Source organism: Pseudomonas silesiensis, assembly GCF_001661075.1.
GTDB lineage: Bacteria > Pseudomonadota > Gammaproteobacteria > Pseudomonadales > Pseudomonadaceae > Aquipseudomonas > Aquipseudomonas silesiensis.
In genome coordinates, this window is the sequence record NZ_CP014870.1 from 4,897,883 (window position 1) to 4,913,914 (window position 16,032).

Here is a 16,032-nt window from a genome sequence, read left to right on the forward strand (position 1 = left end):
GCGCCGCTAGCCAGCAATTCGAATGAGCAAACCCAACGTACCTATCAGTTCTGCTAGTACCCAACCCTAGCCAAACCGCCAATACTGAGCTCCCGCACTTCGGACCTTCGGAGCCCCCCCTCCATGACATCGCCGCGCGAAACCGTGCTTTGCCAATACCACTACGACCCTCTTGATCGACTCATCAGTCATACATTGACAGATACCCTCGAGCGCCAGCGCTTTTACTGCAAAAGCAGGCTGGCGACCGAGATGCAGGGGGTGATGCGTTATTCGATCGTTCAGCATGGCGAGCAGCTGTTGGCGCAACAGCGAAGTGAGGGTGATGCACCCGAGACCACGTTGCTGTCCACCGATCAGCAGCGTTCGGTGTTGCAGACGCGCAAGGCCAAGCATCCCCCGCAGCCCATTGCCTATTCACCTTATGGTTACCGCCCTGTTGAAGGCGGGTTACCAAGCTTGCTCGGCTTTAACGGCGAACGGCCGGATCCGGTGACCGGATGTTATTTATTGGGCAATGGATATCGGGCGTTTAATCCAGCTTTGATGCGGTTTAATAGTCCGGACGGTTTGAGTCCGTTTGGGAAGGGTGGATTGAACCCTTATGCATACTGCTCTGGAGATCCAATGAATTTCACAGACGCAAGCGGCCAGTCCCGTTGGAAATTATTAAGCTGGATCAGAAAAAAATTCTCGAAAACAACAACAAACGGCAACACTTCAAAGCACGCTAATAAATTCGCTAAGCCTCTGTCAGAACAACATGAATTTTTTGGTTATCATGGTTCTACTAGTGAACATGTCGCAAGTCTCGAAAACGGACTGGATCCCAGCTTCATAGGCTCCAACCGAGGTACGGGCCACGGGCTTGGGTTTTATGTAACTAAAAACCGGGAAACTGCCCAAGCTGTGGCTAAAGAAGCGACAAGGAACAAAAATGATGTCACACCCGTAATCTTTGATGTGTATTTGAAGCGTTCCACATCCAGTAACTGGGTAGACGGGATAAAAGAAGCCGGTGACAAGGAGCATTTCGTCATCAGCACCACTCGCTATGAAGATGTGGTGCTAAAAGCTAGCGATATTAGATCTGGCTCACAAAACCCAAATCAACAATAGAACACCGATTCCAATATAGAGGGGCTTATTCGAGAATTGGCGGTGTCATGGCCGGCCTCTTCGCGGGCAAGCCCGCTCCACAGGGCTCTGGGTCGACCGGTGATTTTGCGGTAGTCCTGATCCTATGGAGGCCGACAGAATCTTGATTGATGCAGGAAAAAGCAGGAAAAAGAGGAAAAAGGGAGGAAAAAGGGGACAGATTTATTTCTCAGCTACGAAATCGACAAATTTATTAACAACAAACAAGAACCGTGTATTTCGCTCCCGCTAAGCTATCCGTATCACTGCAAGGACGTAGGAAACAGCATGCCCAGAGTAGGACGCGTTGTACTGCCCAACTACCCCCACCATGTCGTACAGCGAGGCCACAATCGGCAGGTTGTTTTCGCTGATGCAGCTGATTTTGGAAAAAGGGGACAGATTTATTTCTCAGCTCATCTATGTTCGGAAAAAGGGGACAGATTTATTTCTCAGCTACGAAATCGACAAATTTATTAACAACAAACAAGAACGGTGTATTTCGCTCCCGCTAAGCTATCCGTATCACTGCAAGGACGTAGGAAACAGCATGCCCAGAATAGGACGCGTTGTACTGCCCAACTACCCCCACCATGTCGTACAGCGAGGCCACAATCGGCAGGTTGTTTTCGCTGACGCAGCTGATTTTGAGTATTACCTCTCGGACCTGCGCGAGCTGAAGCAGGCTTTTGGTGTACGCATTTATGCCTATTGCCTGATGACCAATCATGTTCATCTTTTGCTTGCACCTGGTGACACCGCATCAAGCCTGGGACAATTGATGAAAGCCCTCGCAGCTCGCATGACTCGCTATCGAAATAAGCTGGAAGGACGTTCCGGCACGCTATGGGAGAGCCGTTACAAATCCAGCGTTGTTCAATCTGACACCTACCTTCTGGCGTGCAGCCGATACATTGAGCTGAATCCCGTGAGGGCCAATCTCGTTTCCCGAGCAGAATGTTATCCTTGGTCCAGCTACCACCTTCGCGTGGTAGAACCGGCAGCAAATAACTGGCTGGATATCGATCCCTGCTTTAAAGCGCTTGGCGAAACTGAGCTTGCTCGCCGTAATCGCTATACAGAATTTGTTGAGCAGGTCGCCCCGAGGGGTGAGCTGGAGCTAATAAGAGAAGCCCTTCAACGAGGGCAATTGACAGGGTCCTCCCGCTTTGTGAAAGAAATAGAAAACATCACAGGGCTTCGAATAATAGCTCGAGGGCAAGGCAGGCCTGCAAAAAAGCAGGACGAAAATTAACGAGACCTTGAAAGTCCGCTTTTTATTTCGCAAATAAATCTGTCCCCTTTTCTCAAATAAATCTGTCCCCTTTTCTCGTCGTCCCCTTTTCTCGTCCTTTTCTCGTCCCCTTTTCCCCCTTTTCCCCCTTTTCTCTTCCGAACCTATCAGTTCTGCTAGTACCCAACCCTAGCCAAACCGCCAATACTGAGCTCCCGCACTTCGGACCTTCGGAGCCCCCCCTCCATGACATCGCCGCGCGAAACCGTGCTTTGCCAATACCACTACGACCCTCTTGATCGACTAATCAGTCATGCATTGACAGATACCCTCGAGCGCCAGCGCTTTTACTGCAAAAGCAGGCTGGCGACCGAAATACAGGGGGCGATGCGCTATTCAATCGTCCAGCATGGCGAGCAGTTGCTGGCGCAACAGCGAAGTGAGGGTGATGCGGCCGGGACCACGTTGCTAGCCACCGATCAGCAGCGTTCGGTGTTGCAGGCGTTCAAGGCCAATCATCCTCGACAGATTATCGCTTATTCGCCCTATGGCCACCGCCCCTTAGAAAACGGGTTACTCAGTCTGCTTGGCTTTAACGGCGAACGGCCAGATCCGGTGACCGGGTGTTATTTATTGGGGAATGGCCGTCGGACCTTCAATCCCGTGCTCATGCGATTTACCAGTCCGGATAGCTTGAGCCCGTTCGAAAAGGGGGGGTTAAATCCTTATGCTTATTGTCTGGGAGATCCGATAAACAGAAGTGATCCAAATGGTCAATTTTCATTCTTAAAATTGGCACAGGCGTTCATAACAAGAAAGACAAACATCTACAACGGCGGAGCACTGGTAAAAATACGCCCCGGCGTTTCAACCTTACAGGCAATGAGAGCCAGGGATGAAATGTTAAACATAACAAAAACACTAGACCATTACAAAGAACTGCAAAACATAGCATACAAAGAAGCTTATAAAAACAAGTTCCTCCACTCACCTACCCGCAATCTTAACTTGCAAAATAACGCCATATACACAATAAACTCACACCAAGAACGAATAAATCTTTTCTTCAAAAATAACGCATACCCATCCAAACTGAAAACAGCCATCAACAATGTTTCCCCCGCTCGTGAATACCTAGTGCAAAATATTGGCTATACCGGACAATTCAAAGATCTGGATAACTTTACAAGGGAATACCGTTTCCCAGAAAGCCTGCTACATCGGAACAACAATTTCGCGCCTGCAGTGAACATTGCCAACGATTACATAGCAAAAATAGACGCTATTCGAGCTCCTAATGAGAGTCAACTTCTAGATCGTTTTGACAGCCTTAGAAATCTTTTTTTGTAAAAATCAATCACAAAAATAGAAAAAATGGAATACCCATTTGCCGGTCTCGGAAAAAGGGGACCGAAAAAAGGGAAAAAGGGAAAAAGGGAAAAAGGGGACCGGAACCGCTAAATAAATCTGTCCCCTTTTCACTTTTCACTAACGTGCACACATACCCATCAATTCGTGTAGATGTAATTAGGGGTAAATTCAAACCAGTAATGCCGAGGGCTAATGAGGCCCCATTTTGATATTAACAATCACTCAGCACGACCCGGCGAGGCCGAATGGACCACTTAACGTCTCGGACGAAAAAGGGGACAGATTTATTTCTCAGCTACGAAATCGAAAAATTTATTAACAACAAACAAGAACGGTGTATTTCGCTCCCGCTAAGCTATCCGTATCACTGCAAGGACGTAGGAAACAGCATGCCCAGCATAGGACGCGTTGTACTGCCCAACTACCCCCACCATGTCGTACAGCGAGGCCACAATCGGCAGGTTGTTTTCGCTGACGCAGCTGATTTTGAGTATTACCTCTCGGACCTGCGCGAGCTGAAGCAGGCTTTTGGTGTACGCATTTATGCCTATTGCCTGATGACCAATCATGTTCACCTTTTGCTTGCACCTGGTGACGCTGCATCAAGCCTGGGACAATTGATGAAAGCCCTCGCCGCTCGCATGACTCGCTATCGAAATAAGCTGGAAGGACGTTCCGGCACGCTATGGGAGAGCCGTTACAGGGAAAAGGGGAAAGATTTATTTTCTCAATCCTGTGGGAGCCGAGCTTGCCCGCGATGACGCCTACCATGACACCGCATATCTCAGAAAGTGAGTTACTGACCAGCAAATCCAGCGCACAAACCCAGCGTACCTATCAGTTCTGCTAGTACCCGACCCTTGCCAAACCGCCAATACTGAGCTCCCGTACTTCGGACCTTCGGAGCAACCCGCCATGACAGCGCCCCGCGAAACCGTACTCTGCCAATACCACTACGACTCCCTCGATCGACTGACCAGCCACGCCCTGCCAGATATCTCCGAGCGCCAGCGCTTTTACTGCAAAAGCAGGCTGGCTACCGAGATACAGGGGGCGATGCGTTATTCGATCCTCCAGCATGGTGATCAGCTGTTGGCGCAACAGCGAAGTGAGGGGAATGTATCCGATGCAACGCTACTGGCCACCGATCAGCAGCGTTCGGTGCTGCAGGCGCTCAAGGCCGATCATCCACCGCAGCCCATCGCCTATTCGCCCTATGGACACCGTACCGTAGAAAACGGGTTGCTTAGCCTGCTTGGCTTTAACGGTGAACGGCCGGATCCGGTGACGGGATGTTATTTATTGGGGAACGGATATCGTGCGTTTAATCCCGTTTTGATGCGGTTTAACAGTCCGGACAGTTTGAGTCCGTTTGACAAAGGCGGATTAAACTCATATGCGTACTGCTTAAACGATCCGATCAATTTCTCTGACACTTCGGGTCATGCAGGCTCATTCATTTCATTAGTGAAATCTCTATTTTCTCCAGTATCCGACCCATTGAGTAGATTGTATCGCACCCGTTTCGGCAATCGGCCTTTTCCCGTAAGACACCGACGGCTGTCAGATCCCGGCCCAATGATTTCGTCACCCGTTGAACCAGACTTCCTTGGCTATCATGGAACTTCGATAGAAGGCGCCACAGGACTATTAAAAAAAGGTGTTTTACCAAACCACTCAAAAGTAGGAGAACGTCCTGGTTTTTTCCTCACCCCAGACAAGAGCGTAGCAGACGAATACGCGGAAGCTGCTCACTGGAAGAGCACAAGGACGGAGCAAACGAGATTTGGCAAAGAACATATCGTAGAAGTTCACATACAGAACTTCCGAGGCATGACACCTGGAAAAGACTACGAATTTAATCCTTATGCATTCGACCAAAGAAACTTGAACCATATGACAATGGAGTTCATAGCCAAGCCCCACATATTTAGATCCGTGATCATCAGACAATTTGGCTCCACCCCTTCCGCAAATAAAGTACGTCCTCGAGCTTTTGAGGCTCCGTTTTAGAATTTTGTGTTTTCCAAACGTGAAGAACAGGTTTATGCGAAGATTTTTCAATGCCAGAGCCGGCCAGCCGCTTCAAGATCAAAAGATCGCAGCCTTCGGCAGCTCCACAGGTACTGCGACATCCTGTAGGAACGGCCAAAGGCGGCGACCTTTTTGACTTTAAACACCGATGTTTAATCGACATCTCCAGACACTTACAGAGCCTACACAAGCTTGCGCCGCAGCCTACGACTGCTTCAGAATCCGCCGGCTTGTGCGCCTGAGGGTCGGGCTCTATCGTTTCGTGGTCGCTGAAAACAGTGATCGGGTTTGGTAGCCCGCCGCTCACACATGGCGCACAGCGTCACCTTGTCCAAGTGCTTTATCGGCACTTGCTTTCATGGTGGCTGTGCGCAGGGTGCCCTCGGGCACGCCGGTTTTTCCATGTGGGCCGGTCTACCAACCTGCGTACGGCCGCCACCTTTCGTTTGGTAGCGAAGGTGATGGCTCTTCCAATACATATGGAGTTCCATCTATGTTCAAAGTAACGCCCAACCCGCCGGAAGCCGAAGACGTTTCCCCAGACACCTCAATCAAACCGCAAAAACTCCAAGAAGCCGCCGACCGCGCCCTCGACGAGTACATCAACCGTTGCGCCCAAATAAACGCCATCGCGCGAAAGCCCAGCACGATGTTCGTCGTTGCACCCGGCATCGATACCGAGAGCCTGTTGGCCCATGCCTGTGAATCCCTGGCGTCGGCCAGTGTGTTGGCCAGTGATTTCGCGGGAGGTCTGGAGGGGTCGCAGCGCAATACGATGTTGGCGATTCAGCAGGTCATCATGCTGGGAGAACTGGCGGTGAATCGAGCGCTGGATAACATTGATCCGCAGGGCTAGTTAAGGATTCAAGTAAGGCATAACTCATGTGGGAGCGAGCCTGCTTGCGAAGGCGATGTGCCAATCTAGATCTTTATCGGCTGGGATGGCCTCTTCGCGGGCAAGCCCGCTCCCACAGGTTTTGTGTGTTGGCTGATGTGGGAGTGAGGCTGCTCGCGAAAGCGGTGTGTCAGTTGAGATCTTTGTTGGCTGGGATTGCCTCTTCGCGAGCAAGCCCGCTCCCACAGGTTTTGTGTGTGGATTGGCTGACTGGGTTGGACTTGTCAGGAATCGCGGCGCAGATCCGGCGGAATCGGGAGGTCATCCTTGAGCGGATCCGGGCGCTTGCCCTTGCCTGCGCGGTGCTGGCGGATCTGGTAGACGTAGGCCAAGACTTGGGCAACGGCTAGATAGAGTCCGCCCGGGATCTCCTGCTCCAGTTCGGTGGAGTAGTAGATCGACCGCGCCAGCGCCGGGGATTCGAGCAGCATCACTTCGTTGGCCACGGCAATCTCGCGCATCTTCAACGCCAGGAAGTCGCTGCCCTTGGCCACCAGCATCGGTGCCCCGCCCTTGTCCGGGTCGTATTTGAGCGCCACGGCGTAGTGGGTCGGGTTGGTGATGACCACGTCGGCGTCCGGAATGGCGGCCATCATCCGCCGCTGGGACATCTCGCGCTGCAGTTGGCGAATCCGTTGTTTAACTTCTGGCCGCCCTTCCTGATCCTTGTGTTCGTCGCGAATTTCCTGCTTGGTCATCTTCAGTTTCTTGGCGCTTTCCCACAGCTGCACCGGAACGTCCACCGCGGCGATGATGATCAGGCCGCAGGCCATCCACAGCGTGCTCCAGCCGACCACTTGCAGGCTGTGGATGATGGCCATGTCCAGCGGTTCATGGGCGATGCGCTGCAGGTCGTCGATGTCCGAGGACAACACGGCCAGCGCCACGAACAGGATGATGAAAAACTTGGCCAGGGCCTTGAGCAGTTCCACCACGGCCTTGGACGAGAACATGCGCTTGAGGCCCGCACCGGGGTTCATGCGGCTGAACTTGGGGGCCATGGTGCCGGCGGAGAATAACCAGCCGCCCAGGGAAATCGGGCCGATCAATGCCGCCAGCAGCAAGGTGATCATCACCGGCTGGATCGCCAGCAAGGCAATCAGCCCGGAGTGCAGCAGGTAGGTGCCCATGGCACGCTGGTCCAGCACCACTTCCCGTGACAGCGAGAAGTTCATCCGCATCAGCTCCATCAACTCCTGAGCCAATGCGCCGCCGAAGATCAGCAGCGCGCTGGCACCGGCGAGCATGATCGCCAGGGTGTTGAGTTCCTTGGAACGGGCAATCTCGCCCTTCTCCCGGGCGTCCTTTTTCTTTTTCTCCGTGGGGTCTTCTGTCTTGTCCTGACCGCTTTCGCTCTCTGCCATGACTCAGCGCGCCCGTGCCAGTTCGCGTAACCACTGCAAGGCTTCGGAAGCCAGCGGTTGATACTGGTTGATGATGTCCGCCAGCCCGACCCAGACGATGAACAGCCCGAGCACCAGGGTCAGGGGGAAACCGATGGAGAAGATGTTCAGCTGCGGGGCGGCCCGGGTCATCACGCCAAACGCGATGTTGACCACCAGCAACGCGGTGATCGCCGGCAGCACCAGCAGCAGCGCAGCGCCCAGGACCCAGCCGAGCTTGCCGGCCAGCTCCCAGAAATGATTGACCACCAACCCGCTGCCGACCGGCAAGGTGGTGAAGCTCTCAGTGAGGATTTCGAACACCACCAGGTGGCCGTTCATGGACAGGAACAACAGCGTGACCAGCATGGTGAAGAATTGCCCGATCACCGCCACCGAAACGCCGTTGGTGGGGTCGACCATCGAGGCGAAGCCCATGCCCATCTGAATGGAAACGATCTGCCCGGCGATCACGAAGGCCTGGAAGAACAGCTGCAAGGCGAACCCCAGCACCGCGCCGATGAGAATCTGCTCGGCGATCAACAGCAGCCCGCTCAAGTCCAGCGCGTTGACCGGCGGCATCGGCGGCAGGCCCGGGACGATCACCACGGTGATGGCCAGCGCGAAGTATAGGCGCACACGCACGGGCACCAGGGTCGTGCCCACGATCGGCATCACCATCAGCAACGCCCCCACGCGAAACAGCGGCAACATGAAGGTCGCGACCCAGGTGCTGATCTGGGTGTCGGTCAGCTGCAACAGCGACATGGTCTAGCCGATGACCTGGGGAATACTGCCGTACAACTGCAGGATGTATTCCATGAAAGTCTGCACCAGCCACGGGCCGGCGACGATCAGCGTCACCAGCATCACCAGCAGGCGCGGCAGGAAGCTCAGGGTCTGTTCGTTGATCTGGGTCGCGGCCTGGAACATCGCCACCAACAGCCCCACCAGCAGGCTCGGGATCACCAGCACGGCCACCATCAGGGTGGTCAGCCACAGCGCTTCGCGGAAGATGTCGACCGCCACTTCCGGGGTCATGGCGACACACCGCCGAAGCTGCTGGCCAAGGTGCCGATGATCAACGCCCAGCCATCCACCAGCACGAACAGCATGATCTTGAACGGCAGGGAAATGATCAGCGGCGACAGCATCATCATGCCCATGGCCATCAGCACACTGGCCACGACCAGGTCGATGATCAGGAACGGAATGAAGATCATGAACCCGATCTGGAACGCGGTTTTCAGCTCAGAGGTGACAAAGGCCGGTACCAGGATGGTCAGCGGCGCCTGGTCCGGCGAGGCGATGTCGGTGCGCTTGGACAGGCGCATGAACAGCTCCAGGTCGCTGCTGCGGGTCTGGGCCAGCATGAAGTCCTTGATCGGCACCTGGGCCTTGGCCACGGCATCCTGGGCCGTGAGCTTTTCCGCCAGATAGGGTTGCAAGGCATCCTGATTCACCCGGTCGAACACCGGCGCCATGATGAACAGGGTCAGGAACAGCGCCATGCCCGTGAGGATCTGGTTCGACGGGGTCTGCTGCAGGCCCAGGGCCTGGCGCAGGATCGAGAAGACGATGATGATCCGGGTGAAACTGGTCATCAGCATGACGAACGCCGGGATGAAACTCAGCGCGGTCATGATCAGCAGGATCTGCAGGCTGACCGAGTATTCCTGGGCACCCTCGGCATTGGTGCCCAGGGTGATCGCCGGGATCGACAACGGGTCGGCGGCGTACGCCAGCGGCGCGGCCAGCATCAGGGCCAGCGTCAGGACGATGCGTAACGCAGCCATCACTTCTTATCCTTGTGATCCTTGCCCATCAGCTCCATCAGGCGCTGGGCAAATTCAGGGGTGGTCTTCTCGGTGCTCGGCACCTGCACCGGCTCCTTGAGCACATGCAAGGCGGTGATGCTGCCGGGGCTGAGGCCAAGCAGAATCTGCTCGTTGCCGACCTGCACCAGCATCAGCCGGTCGCGCGGACCAAGCGCGCGGGAACCGATCAGCTCGATCACCTGCCCCTTGCCGGCCGGCCCGGCCTGCTGCACCCGACGCAGCAGCCAGGCGAGGAAAAAGATCAAGCCCAGCACCAGCAGCAAACCGAACACCAGCTGGGTCAATTGCCCGGCCACTCCGCTGCTGACCGCCGGTGCCGCCGCCGCGGCGACAGTCGCCACCGGCTCGGCGGCCAGCACGCTGAACGGCAAGGCCAGCGCCAACCCTGGTAAAGCCATCAGAACCCTTTTCACTCAGCGCAGCTTCTTGATGCGTTCGCTTGGGCTGATCACGTCGGTCAGGCGGATGCCGAACTTCTCGTTGACCACCACCACTTCGCCGTGGGCGATGAGCGTGCCGTTGACCAGCACGTCCAGCGGCTCACCGGCCAGGCGGTCGAGCTCGATCACCGATCCCTGGTTGAGTTGCAGCAGGTTGCGGATGTTGATCTCGGTACTACCGACTTCCATGGAAATCGACACTGGAATGTCGAGGATCACATCCAGGTTCGGACCGTCGAGGGTGACCGGGTTGTTGTTTTTCGGCACGCCGCCGAACTCTTCCATCGCCAGGCGGTTGGACGGAGAGCTGGCGGCATCGGCGGCCAGCAAGGCGTCGATGTCGGCCTGCCCGTCGCCGGCTTCTTCGAGGGCCGCAGCCCATTCATCAGCCAGTGCCTGGTCGTCCTGGGTGTGCATATCGTTAGCCATCATGTGTCCTCGGCGGGCACCCCGTTCAACGGGGAGCCGTCAGTTAAAAGCGAATGTGCAACGCGCCGGTCAACGGCGCACGATCGGCTCGATCACTTGCAACGCGAGGTTGCCTTTGTGCGAGCCCATCTTGACCTTGAACGCAGGCACGCCATTGGCGCGCATGATCATTTCTTCCGGCATGTCCACCGGGATAATGTCCCCCGGCTGCATGTTCAGGATGTCCCGCAGGCGCAACTGGCGACGGGCAACCGTGGCCCCGATCGGCACGTCGACATCCAGCACGTCCTGGCGCAGGGCGTTGACCCAGCGCTCGTCCTGATCGTCGAGGTCCGACTGGAAGCCGGCGTCGAGCATTTCGCGCACCGGCTCGATCATCGAATAGGGCATGGTCACGTGCAGGTCGCCGCCACCGCCATCGAGCTCGATGTGGAAGGTCGACACCACAACGGCCTCGCTCGGGCCGACGATGTTGGCCATGGCCGGGTTCACTTCCGAGTTCATGTACTCGAAGTTCACCTCCATGATCGCCTGCCAGGCTTCCTTCAGATCGACGAAGGCCTGCTCGAGCACCATGCGCACCACGCGCAGTTCGGTCGGGGTGAATTCACGCCCTTCGATCTTGGCGTGACGGCCGTCGCCGCCGAAAAAGTTGTCCACCAGCTTGAACACCAGCTTGGCATCGAGGATGAACAGCGCGGTGCCGCGCAAGGGTTTGATCTTGACCAGGTTGAGGCTGGTCGGCACGTACAGCGAGTGCACGTATTCGCCGAACTTCATCACCTGCACACCACCGACGGCCACGTCCGCCGAACGGCGCAGCAGGTTGAACATGCTGATGCGGGTATAGCGGGCGAAGCGTTCGTTGATCATCTCCAGGGTCGGCATGCGTCCACGGACGATGCGATCCTGGCTGGTCAGGTCATAACTTTTGACAGTGCCGGGTTCGGCAGCGATATCGGTCTGTACCAGCCCATCGTCGACACCGTGCAACAGCGCGTCGATCTCATCCTGGGACAGCAGGTCCTGCACGGCCATGTCGTGTTCCTACTGCAGTACGAAATTAGTGAAAAGCAATTGTTCGATGACGACTTTGCCGAGTTCCTTGTGCGCCACTTCCTGGACGCTGGCCGTGGCTTTCTGCCGCAACATTTCCTGGCCGACCGGGGATGCCAGCGTGGCGAAGTCCTGCCCGGAGAACAGCATGACCAGGTTATTGCGGATCACCGGCATGTGCGCCTTGAGCGCGTCCAGATCGGCTTGATCGCGACCCTGCAGGGTGATGCTCACCTGCATGTAGCGCTGGCGGCCGTTCTGGTTGTAGTTGGCAATGAAGGCCGGAATCAGGGGCACGAAAACCGCCGGCTGTTTGCCGACAACCACGGTTTCCGGTGCGGCGGCTGGCTTGCTCTGGGGGCTGTGCATGAAGTACCAGGTGGCCCCTCCGGACAAGCCTATCGCCAGCAGCAGGGCGCCCGCTATCGCAATGATCAACTTGATCTTGCCTTTGGTTGCGGGGTCTTTAACTGCGTCGTCGCTCTTCGCCATGCCAATAATCCGTCACTAATCGGGGTTTCACGGTTGCAGGCTTGGGAAGAGCAAGTGTTATGCCAGAAATGTCATGGGGCCAGGGAGACGGCAGGCCCTCCTGTAGGAGCGAGGCTTGCCCGCGAAGCAGACAATGCGGTTTATCATTTAAACCGCGTTACCCTTCTTCGCGGGCAAGCCTCGCTCCTACAGGAAGGGTTGTGTTTGGTCAGGCGTAATAGTCGACGGCGCTGGAGCCGATGATGCTGGTCGTGCTGGCTGCCACTTCGGCGACTGTGGGCGCACTCTCGTCATCCATGGCGTCAAGGCGACCACCGCTGGAACCGGTGCGACCACTTTCCCCCTGCCTGGCCTGTTCCTGCCCCTGGCCCTGCCAGCCACGAGACTGATCGGACACATTGACATCAACCTGCCCCATGCCCTGCTGCGCAAACATCTCGCGCAAGCGATGCATCTGCCCGTCCAGCGCTTCGCGAACACCTGGATGCGCGCTCATGAAGGTGACCTGGGTCTGCTGATCCGGAACCATGTTCACGCGAATGTCGAGGCGTCCGAGTTCGGCCGGTTGCAACTGGATGTCGGCGGCCTTGAGGTTGGCGCTGGACAGGTACATGACCCGGTTTACCACTTCTTCGCTCCAGCCACTTTGATGCATGGCGATCGGCTGGTTCACCGGCAGCGCGTTAGCGGTTTTCGGCGTGGCCGCCTGGGTCAGCGCCGCCAGACGGCTGGCAAAATCGTCGACACGGGTATCGCTGCCGGCGGCCTTCAAGTCTTTCAAACCGTCATCGAGCAGGCCGCTGAAGGCCTTGTCACCGCTTTCGGCACTGTCCTTTTCGGCCTGCACGTCAAGCATGCCCGCCTTGCCGACGACCAGGTTTTGCGCTGCGGCCGGCTCGCCATCGGCCTTGGTCGAGGTCGAGGTCGGCAACGCGGGTGGCTGGGCCTGGCTGGAAGCGGAAACGTGCCCGCTTTGCTCCATGGCCATGCGCAAGGCTGGCAGGGCATCGAGGGGGTCGGCCTGGGGATCGAATCCGGCATCAGCGGTGACGGCGGCGGTCATTGCCACAAGAATCGGCTGCTCGTCTTGGGGTGGCACGGCATCTGCCACTGGTGGAGTTTGCGCACCGAGTGCGGGATCTGCAGCATCGGTGGTCGGGTCAACCGCCGCCTCGGTGACAGAGGTGACAGAGGTGTCAGCGGCATCCGCACCTTCGCTGGCAATCTTTTCATCGGCCGCCGGTTTATCAGCGGGCAAGGATTTGCCGCTATCGGCAACGGGCGGTTTCGCGGCGGCAGCCTTGTCGTGGCTGACGTCCTGTTTGACCGGCCCATGCGCTACGTTGTCGCGCATTGGCTTGACCGGTCTTTCGTTCACCGCCGAAGGGGTATTGCGAGCCTGATTGGCGTAGACATGAGCGAAGCCGGATGCCTTGCCCCCGGGCTCGGCGACCTGCGCCGGTGGATTGGCGAAAGCCGCTTTGGCCTTGGACCGGGCGGCGGCCTGGAGAAGAATATCGGGGGTTACGGGCATGGAACGGTCTCCGCCGCACTGGGATTGTAAGTACAGTGACGGAGATGAAAGCAAAGGTCGCGCCAGGTTTAGTACCAGGCGTTAAAAGCGTGGGACGATCGCCTTGGTCGGCGAACTACGCCGACATTCCGCCTCATACAGCGGCCGGACCAGGGCGAATTCACCGTCGATGTCACCGACCAGTTTTTCCACGCCCGAAAGGTTTTTATTCTTGGCACGCTGTTCCAGCTCATGGCAGAGCGCAGCCAGGCGAACGGCCCCCATATTGCTGCTGCTACCCTTGAAACTATGGGCAGCATTCATCAGCTCCAGGGCATCGTCAGCCTTGCGCAATAAAACCAGACGCTCTTCGGCATCGGCAAGAAAGGTCTCCAGCAACTCCGGATACCCATCCTCCATGACTTCTTGCAACGCGCTCAGCACGTCGCGGTCCAGATGTGTGTCAGCCACTTGCTCACTCCTTGATCAAGAATGCGTGGATTATGCCAGAGCCTCCCAGAAAAATTCCACGCGGGCACTTCGACCATCGTCGGACCAGCTGGCATTGCGGCTCAATTGACGGATCAGACCGACGCCACGTCCCGACAGCCGGACACCATCAGCGGGGCGCTGCATCACCCGTTCGACATCAAACCCCTTGCCACTGTCTTCGACGCGAACCGTCAGGCAACCGCCCTCGCCCTTCGGTGTCACCTGCAAATGTACCCGGATGAAGCCATCGCGCAATTCATCCAGGCGCGTATTGCGCTGTTGATAATAGCGGGCAAAACCCGACGCATCCCGTTTAAGGCCGGAGTCCAGGCCCAGTACGCCATGCTCCAGGGCGTTGGAGTACAGTTCAGCCAGCACCGTGTAGAGCGCCCCGCTCTGCGCCCGCAGCCCATGGACCTCCAGCAGCAACTGCAACAGATAGGGCAGCGGGTTGAAGCGTTTGAGCGTGGCCGCGCGAAACTCGAAACTCACCGACCAGTCCAGCGGACAGCACTGGCCACTGTCGGAATACACCAACGCCGGCGGGCTCACCTGCGCCGCCTCCAGCAAACTGACCTCGACCATGCTCACGTCGTCACGGGCTTCTCCGCGAAAATCGCGCAGCGCCTGCTCGATCTCTGCGAACAACGCATCAGGCTGACGATTGGCGGCAAACACCCGCTGCAGTCGCTCGACACCGAACAGTTGTTCGTTGGCATCGCAGGTATCGATCACACCGTCGGATAACAGAAACACCCGATCGCCGACCGCCATCGGCAACACGTCGGTGCGATCGTCAAAGGTTTGCGGGCTCAGTACGCCGAGGGGCAAGTGCTGAGCCTTGAGGGGCGTGCGCTTACCGCTGGCGATGGCGTGCAGGTAACCGTCCGGCATCCCGCCGTTCCACACTTCCACCGAGCGCCGCTGAAAACTCAGGCACAGCAGCGTGGCACAACAGAACATGTCCACCGGCAGGATGCGCTTGAGCTTGGCATTCATCTCGCGCAGGATTTCAGACAGACCGTAACCCTTGGCCGTCATGCCATAGAAGACTTCAGCCAGGGGCATGGCCCCGACCGCCGCCGGCAACCCATGGCCGGTGAAATCTCCGAGCAATACATGCATGTCGCCGGCCGGGGTGAACGCCGCCAGCAGCAAGTCGCCGTTGAACAGCGCGTAGGGCGATTGCAGGTAGCGGATATTCGGGGCACTCAGGCAACCGGAATGGGCCACCTTGTCGAATACGGCCTTGGCCACCCGTTGCTCGTTGAGCAGGTAATGGTGATGCCTGGCGATCTGGTCACGCTGCTGCAACACGGTGGCCTGCAAACGGCGCAAGCGGTCCATCGCCTTGATTTTGGCGGCGAGGATCACCTGGTTGTAGGGTTTTGCCAGAAAGTCGTCGCCCCCGGCTTCCAGACAGCGCGCCAGGGCTTCGCTTTCGGAGAGCGAGGTCAGAAAGATGATCGGCACCAGGGTTTCCCCGGCCAGTGCCTTGATCTGCTGCGCCGCCTCGAAGCCGTCCATCACCGGCATCATCGCGTCCATCAACACCAGTTGCGGGCGTTGCTGACGGAACGCTTCGACGGCCTCGGCGCCGTTGGCGGCCGTCAGCACTTCATGCCCCTGGCGCCGGACGATGCTCGACAGCAGCATGCGATCGGCCGCGCTGTCTTCGGCGATGAGGATCGTCAGTGATTCGAGCGGCGGCTGCATGGC

At 57.1% G+C, this 16,032-nt stretch carries 16 protein-coding genes and 2 pseudogenes; 7 read left to right on the top strand and 11 right to left on the bottom strand.

Translation table 11 applies throughout. The annotated features are described in order from the left end of the window. Positions 1 to 123 precede the first annotated feature (123 nt). From PMA3_RS31030 to PMA3_RS21645, 7 genes and pseudogenes are all read left to right on the top strand, one after another. The gene (locus PMA3_RS31030; RefSeq protein ID WP_082930390.1) at positions 124 to 1,119 is read left to right on the top strand and encodes an RHS repeat-associated core domain-containing protein; all 996 of its coding nucleotides are present in this window, start codon (positions 124 to 126) and stop codon (positions 1,117 to 1,119) included. 306 nt (positions 1,120 to 1,425) lie between these two features. Continuing rightward, positions 1,426 to 1,524, top strand: a pseudogene (locus tag PMA3_RS31035) (transposase); the annotation flags it as partial. Positions 1,525 to 1,687: 163 nt separating this feature from the next. Next, on the top strand, positions 1,688 to 2,392 hold the full coding sequence (locus tag PMA3_RS21630) for a transposase (RefSeq protein WP_064680776.1): 705 nt from the start codon (positions 1,688 to 1,690) through the stop codon (positions 2,390 to 2,392). Positions 2,393 to 2,617: 225 nt separating this feature from the next. Continuing rightward, on the top strand, positions 2,618 to 3,721 hold the full coding sequence (locus PMA3_RS31040) for an RHS repeat-associated core domain-containing protein (RefSeq protein ID WP_082930391.1): 1,104 nt from the start codon (positions 2,618 to 2,620) through the stop codon (positions 3,719 to 3,721). Between the two features lie 410 nt (positions 3,722 to 4,131). Further along, a pseudogene (locus PMA3_RS31045) lies at positions 4,132 to 4,446 on the top strand (transposase); the annotation flags it as partial. Positions 4,447 to 4,657: 211 nt separating this feature from the next. Beyond that, on the top strand, positions 4,658 to 5,755 hold the full coding sequence (locus PMA3_RS31050) for an RHS repeat-associated core domain-containing protein (RefSeq protein ID WP_082930392.1): 1,098 nt from the start codon (positions 4,658 to 4,660) through the stop codon (positions 5,753 to 5,755). A 514-nt stretch (positions 5,756 to 6,269) separates the two neighbouring features. Continuing rightward, complete coding sequence (locus PMA3_RS21645) at positions 6,270 to 6,632, top strand: DUF6124 family protein (RefSeq protein WP_064679098.1); 363 nt, start codon at positions 6,270 to 6,272, stop codon at positions 6,630 to 6,632. Positions 6,633 to 6,895: 263 nt separating this feature from the next. Here the strand turns inward: PMA3_RS21645 and flhB are convergent, their stop codons facing one another. The 11 genes from flhB to PMA3_RS21700 all read right to left on the bottom strand — a co-directional run bounded on the left by flhB (position 6,896) and on the right by PMA3_RS21700 (position 16,029). After that, the gene (gene flhB / locus PMA3_RS21650) at positions 6,896 to 8,035 is read right to left on the bottom strand and encodes a flagellar biosynthesis protein FlhB (RefSeq protein WP_064679099.1); all 1,140 of its coding nucleotides are present in this window, start codon (positions 8,033 to 8,035) and stop codon (positions 6,896 to 6,898) included. 3 nt (positions 8,036 to 8,038) lie between these two features. After that, entirely contained in the window at positions 8,039 to 8,821 is a 783-nt protein-coding gene (fliR, locus tag PMA3_RS21655; RefSeq protein ID WP_064679100.1) for a flagellar biosynthetic protein FliR, read from the bottom strand. A 3-nt stretch (positions 8,822 to 8,824) separates the two neighbouring features. After that, a complete protein-coding gene (gene fliQ / locus PMA3_RS21660; protein ID WP_046816911.1) occupies positions 8,825 to 9,094 on the bottom strand; it encodes a flagellar biosynthesis protein FliQ in 270 nt (89 codons plus the stop codon). Continuing rightward, entirely contained in the window at positions 9,091 to 9,849 is a 759-nt protein-coding gene (gene fliP, locus PMA3_RS21665; protein ID WP_064679101.1) for a flagellar type III secretion system pore protein FliP, read from the bottom strand. The genes fliQ and fliP overlap by 4 nt, the downstream gene beginning before the upstream one ends. After that, positions 9,849 to 10,304 (bottom strand): flagellar biosynthetic protein FliO, encoded by a 456-nt coding sequence (gene fliO / locus PMA3_RS21670; protein ID WP_064679102.1) that lies wholly within the window; start codon positions 10,302 to 10,304, stop codon positions 9,849 to 9,851. Before fliO ends, fliP begins: the two co-directional genes overlap by 1 nt. Further along, a complete protein-coding gene (gene fliN / locus PMA3_RS21675) occupies positions 10,305 to 10,760 on the bottom strand; it encodes a flagellar motor switch protein FliN (RefSeq protein ID WP_064679103.1) in 456 nt (151 codons plus the stop codon). Between the two features lie 69 nt (positions 10,761 to 10,829). Beyond that, positions 10,830 to 11,798, bottom strand: coding sequence for a flagellar motor switch protein FliM (fliM, locus tag PMA3_RS21680; protein ID WP_064679104.1), 969 nt, complete (start codon positions 11,796 to 11,798; stop codon positions 10,830 to 10,832). 9 nt (positions 11,799 to 11,807) lie between these two features. Beyond that, positions 11,808 to 12,308 (bottom strand): flagellar basal body-associated protein FliL, encoded by a 501-nt coding sequence (fliL, locus tag PMA3_RS21685; RefSeq protein WP_064679105.1) that lies wholly within the window; start codon positions 12,306 to 12,308, stop codon positions 11,808 to 11,810. A 208-nt stretch (positions 12,309 to 12,516) separates the two neighbouring features. Then, positions 12,517 to 13,842, bottom strand: coding sequence for a flagellar hook-length control protein FliK (locus PMA3_RS21690; RefSeq protein WP_064679106.1), 1,326 nt, complete (start codon positions 13,840 to 13,842; stop codon positions 12,517 to 12,519). A gap of 81 nt (positions 13,843 to 13,923) precedes the next feature. Continuing rightward, positions 13,924 to 14,292: an Hpt domain-containing protein gene (locus PMA3_RS21695; RefSeq protein WP_064679107.1), complete on the bottom strand. Its 369-nt coding sequence runs from the start codon at positions 14,290 to 14,292 to the stop codon at positions 13,924 to 13,926. Positions 14,293 to 14,322: 30 nt separating this feature from the next. Further along, on the bottom strand, positions 14,323 to 16,029 hold the full coding sequence (locus tag PMA3_RS21700; RefSeq protein WP_064679108.1) for an ATP-binding SpoIIE family protein phosphatase: 1,707 nt from the start codon (positions 16,027 to 16,029) through the stop codon (positions 14,323 to 14,325). Positions 16,030 to 16,032: the final 3 nt, after the last annotated feature.

Bases quoted from the DNA above. Each gene is read 5' to 3' on its own strand.
- PMA3_RS31030 (WP_082930390.1), top strand. From the start codon at position 124: ATGACATCGCCGCGCGAAACCGTGCTTTGCCAATACCACTACGACCCT.
- PMA3_RS21630 (WP_064680776.1), top strand. From the start codon at position 1,688: ATGCCCAGAATAGGACGCGTTGTACTGCCCAACTACCCCCACCATGTC.
- PMA3_RS31040 (WP_082930391.1), top strand. From the start codon at position 2,618: ATGACATCGCCGCGCGAAACCGTGCTTTGCCAATACCACTACGACCCT.
- PMA3_RS31050 (WP_082930392.1), top strand. From the start codon at position 4,658: ATGACAGCGCCCCGCGAAACCGTACTCTGCCAATACCACTACGACTCC.
- PMA3_RS21645 (WP_064679098.1), top strand. From the start codon at position 6,270: ATGTTCAAAGTAACGCCCAACCCGCCGGAAGCCGAAGACGTTTCCCCA.
- flhB (WP_064679099.1), bottom strand. From the start codon at position 8,035: ATGGCAGAGAGCGAAAGCGGTCAGGACAAGACAGAAGACCCCACGGAG.
- fliR (WP_064679100.1), bottom strand. From the start codon at position 8,821: ATGTCGCTGTTGCAGCTGACCGACACCCAGATCAGCACCTGGGTCGCG.
- fliQ (WP_046816911.1), bottom strand. From the start codon at position 9,094: ATGACCCCGGAAGTGGCGGTCGACATCTTCCGCGAAGCGCTGTGGCTG.
- fliP (WP_064679101.1), bottom strand. From the start codon at position 9,849: ATGGCTGCGTTACGCATCGTCCTGACGCTGGCCCTGATGCTGGCCGCG.
- fliN (WP_064679103.1), bottom strand. From the start codon at position 10,760: ATGGCTAACGATATGCACACCCAGGACGACCAGGCACTGGCTGATGAA.
- fliM (WP_064679104.1), bottom strand. From the start codon at position 11,798: ATGGCCGTGCAGGACCTGCTGTCCCAGGATGAGATCGACGCGCTGTTG.
- fliL (WP_064679105.1), bottom strand. From the start codon at position 12,308: ATGGCGAAGAGCGACGACGCAGTTAAAGACCCCGCAACCAAAGGCAAG.
- PMA3_RS21690 (WP_064679106.1), bottom strand. From the start codon at position 13,842: ATGCCCGTAACCCCCGATATTCTTCTCCAGGCCGCCGCCCGGTCCAAG.
- PMA3_RS21700 (WP_064679108.1), bottom strand. From the start codon at position 16,029: ATGCAGCCGCCGCTCGAATCACTGACGATCCTCATCGCCGAAGACAGC.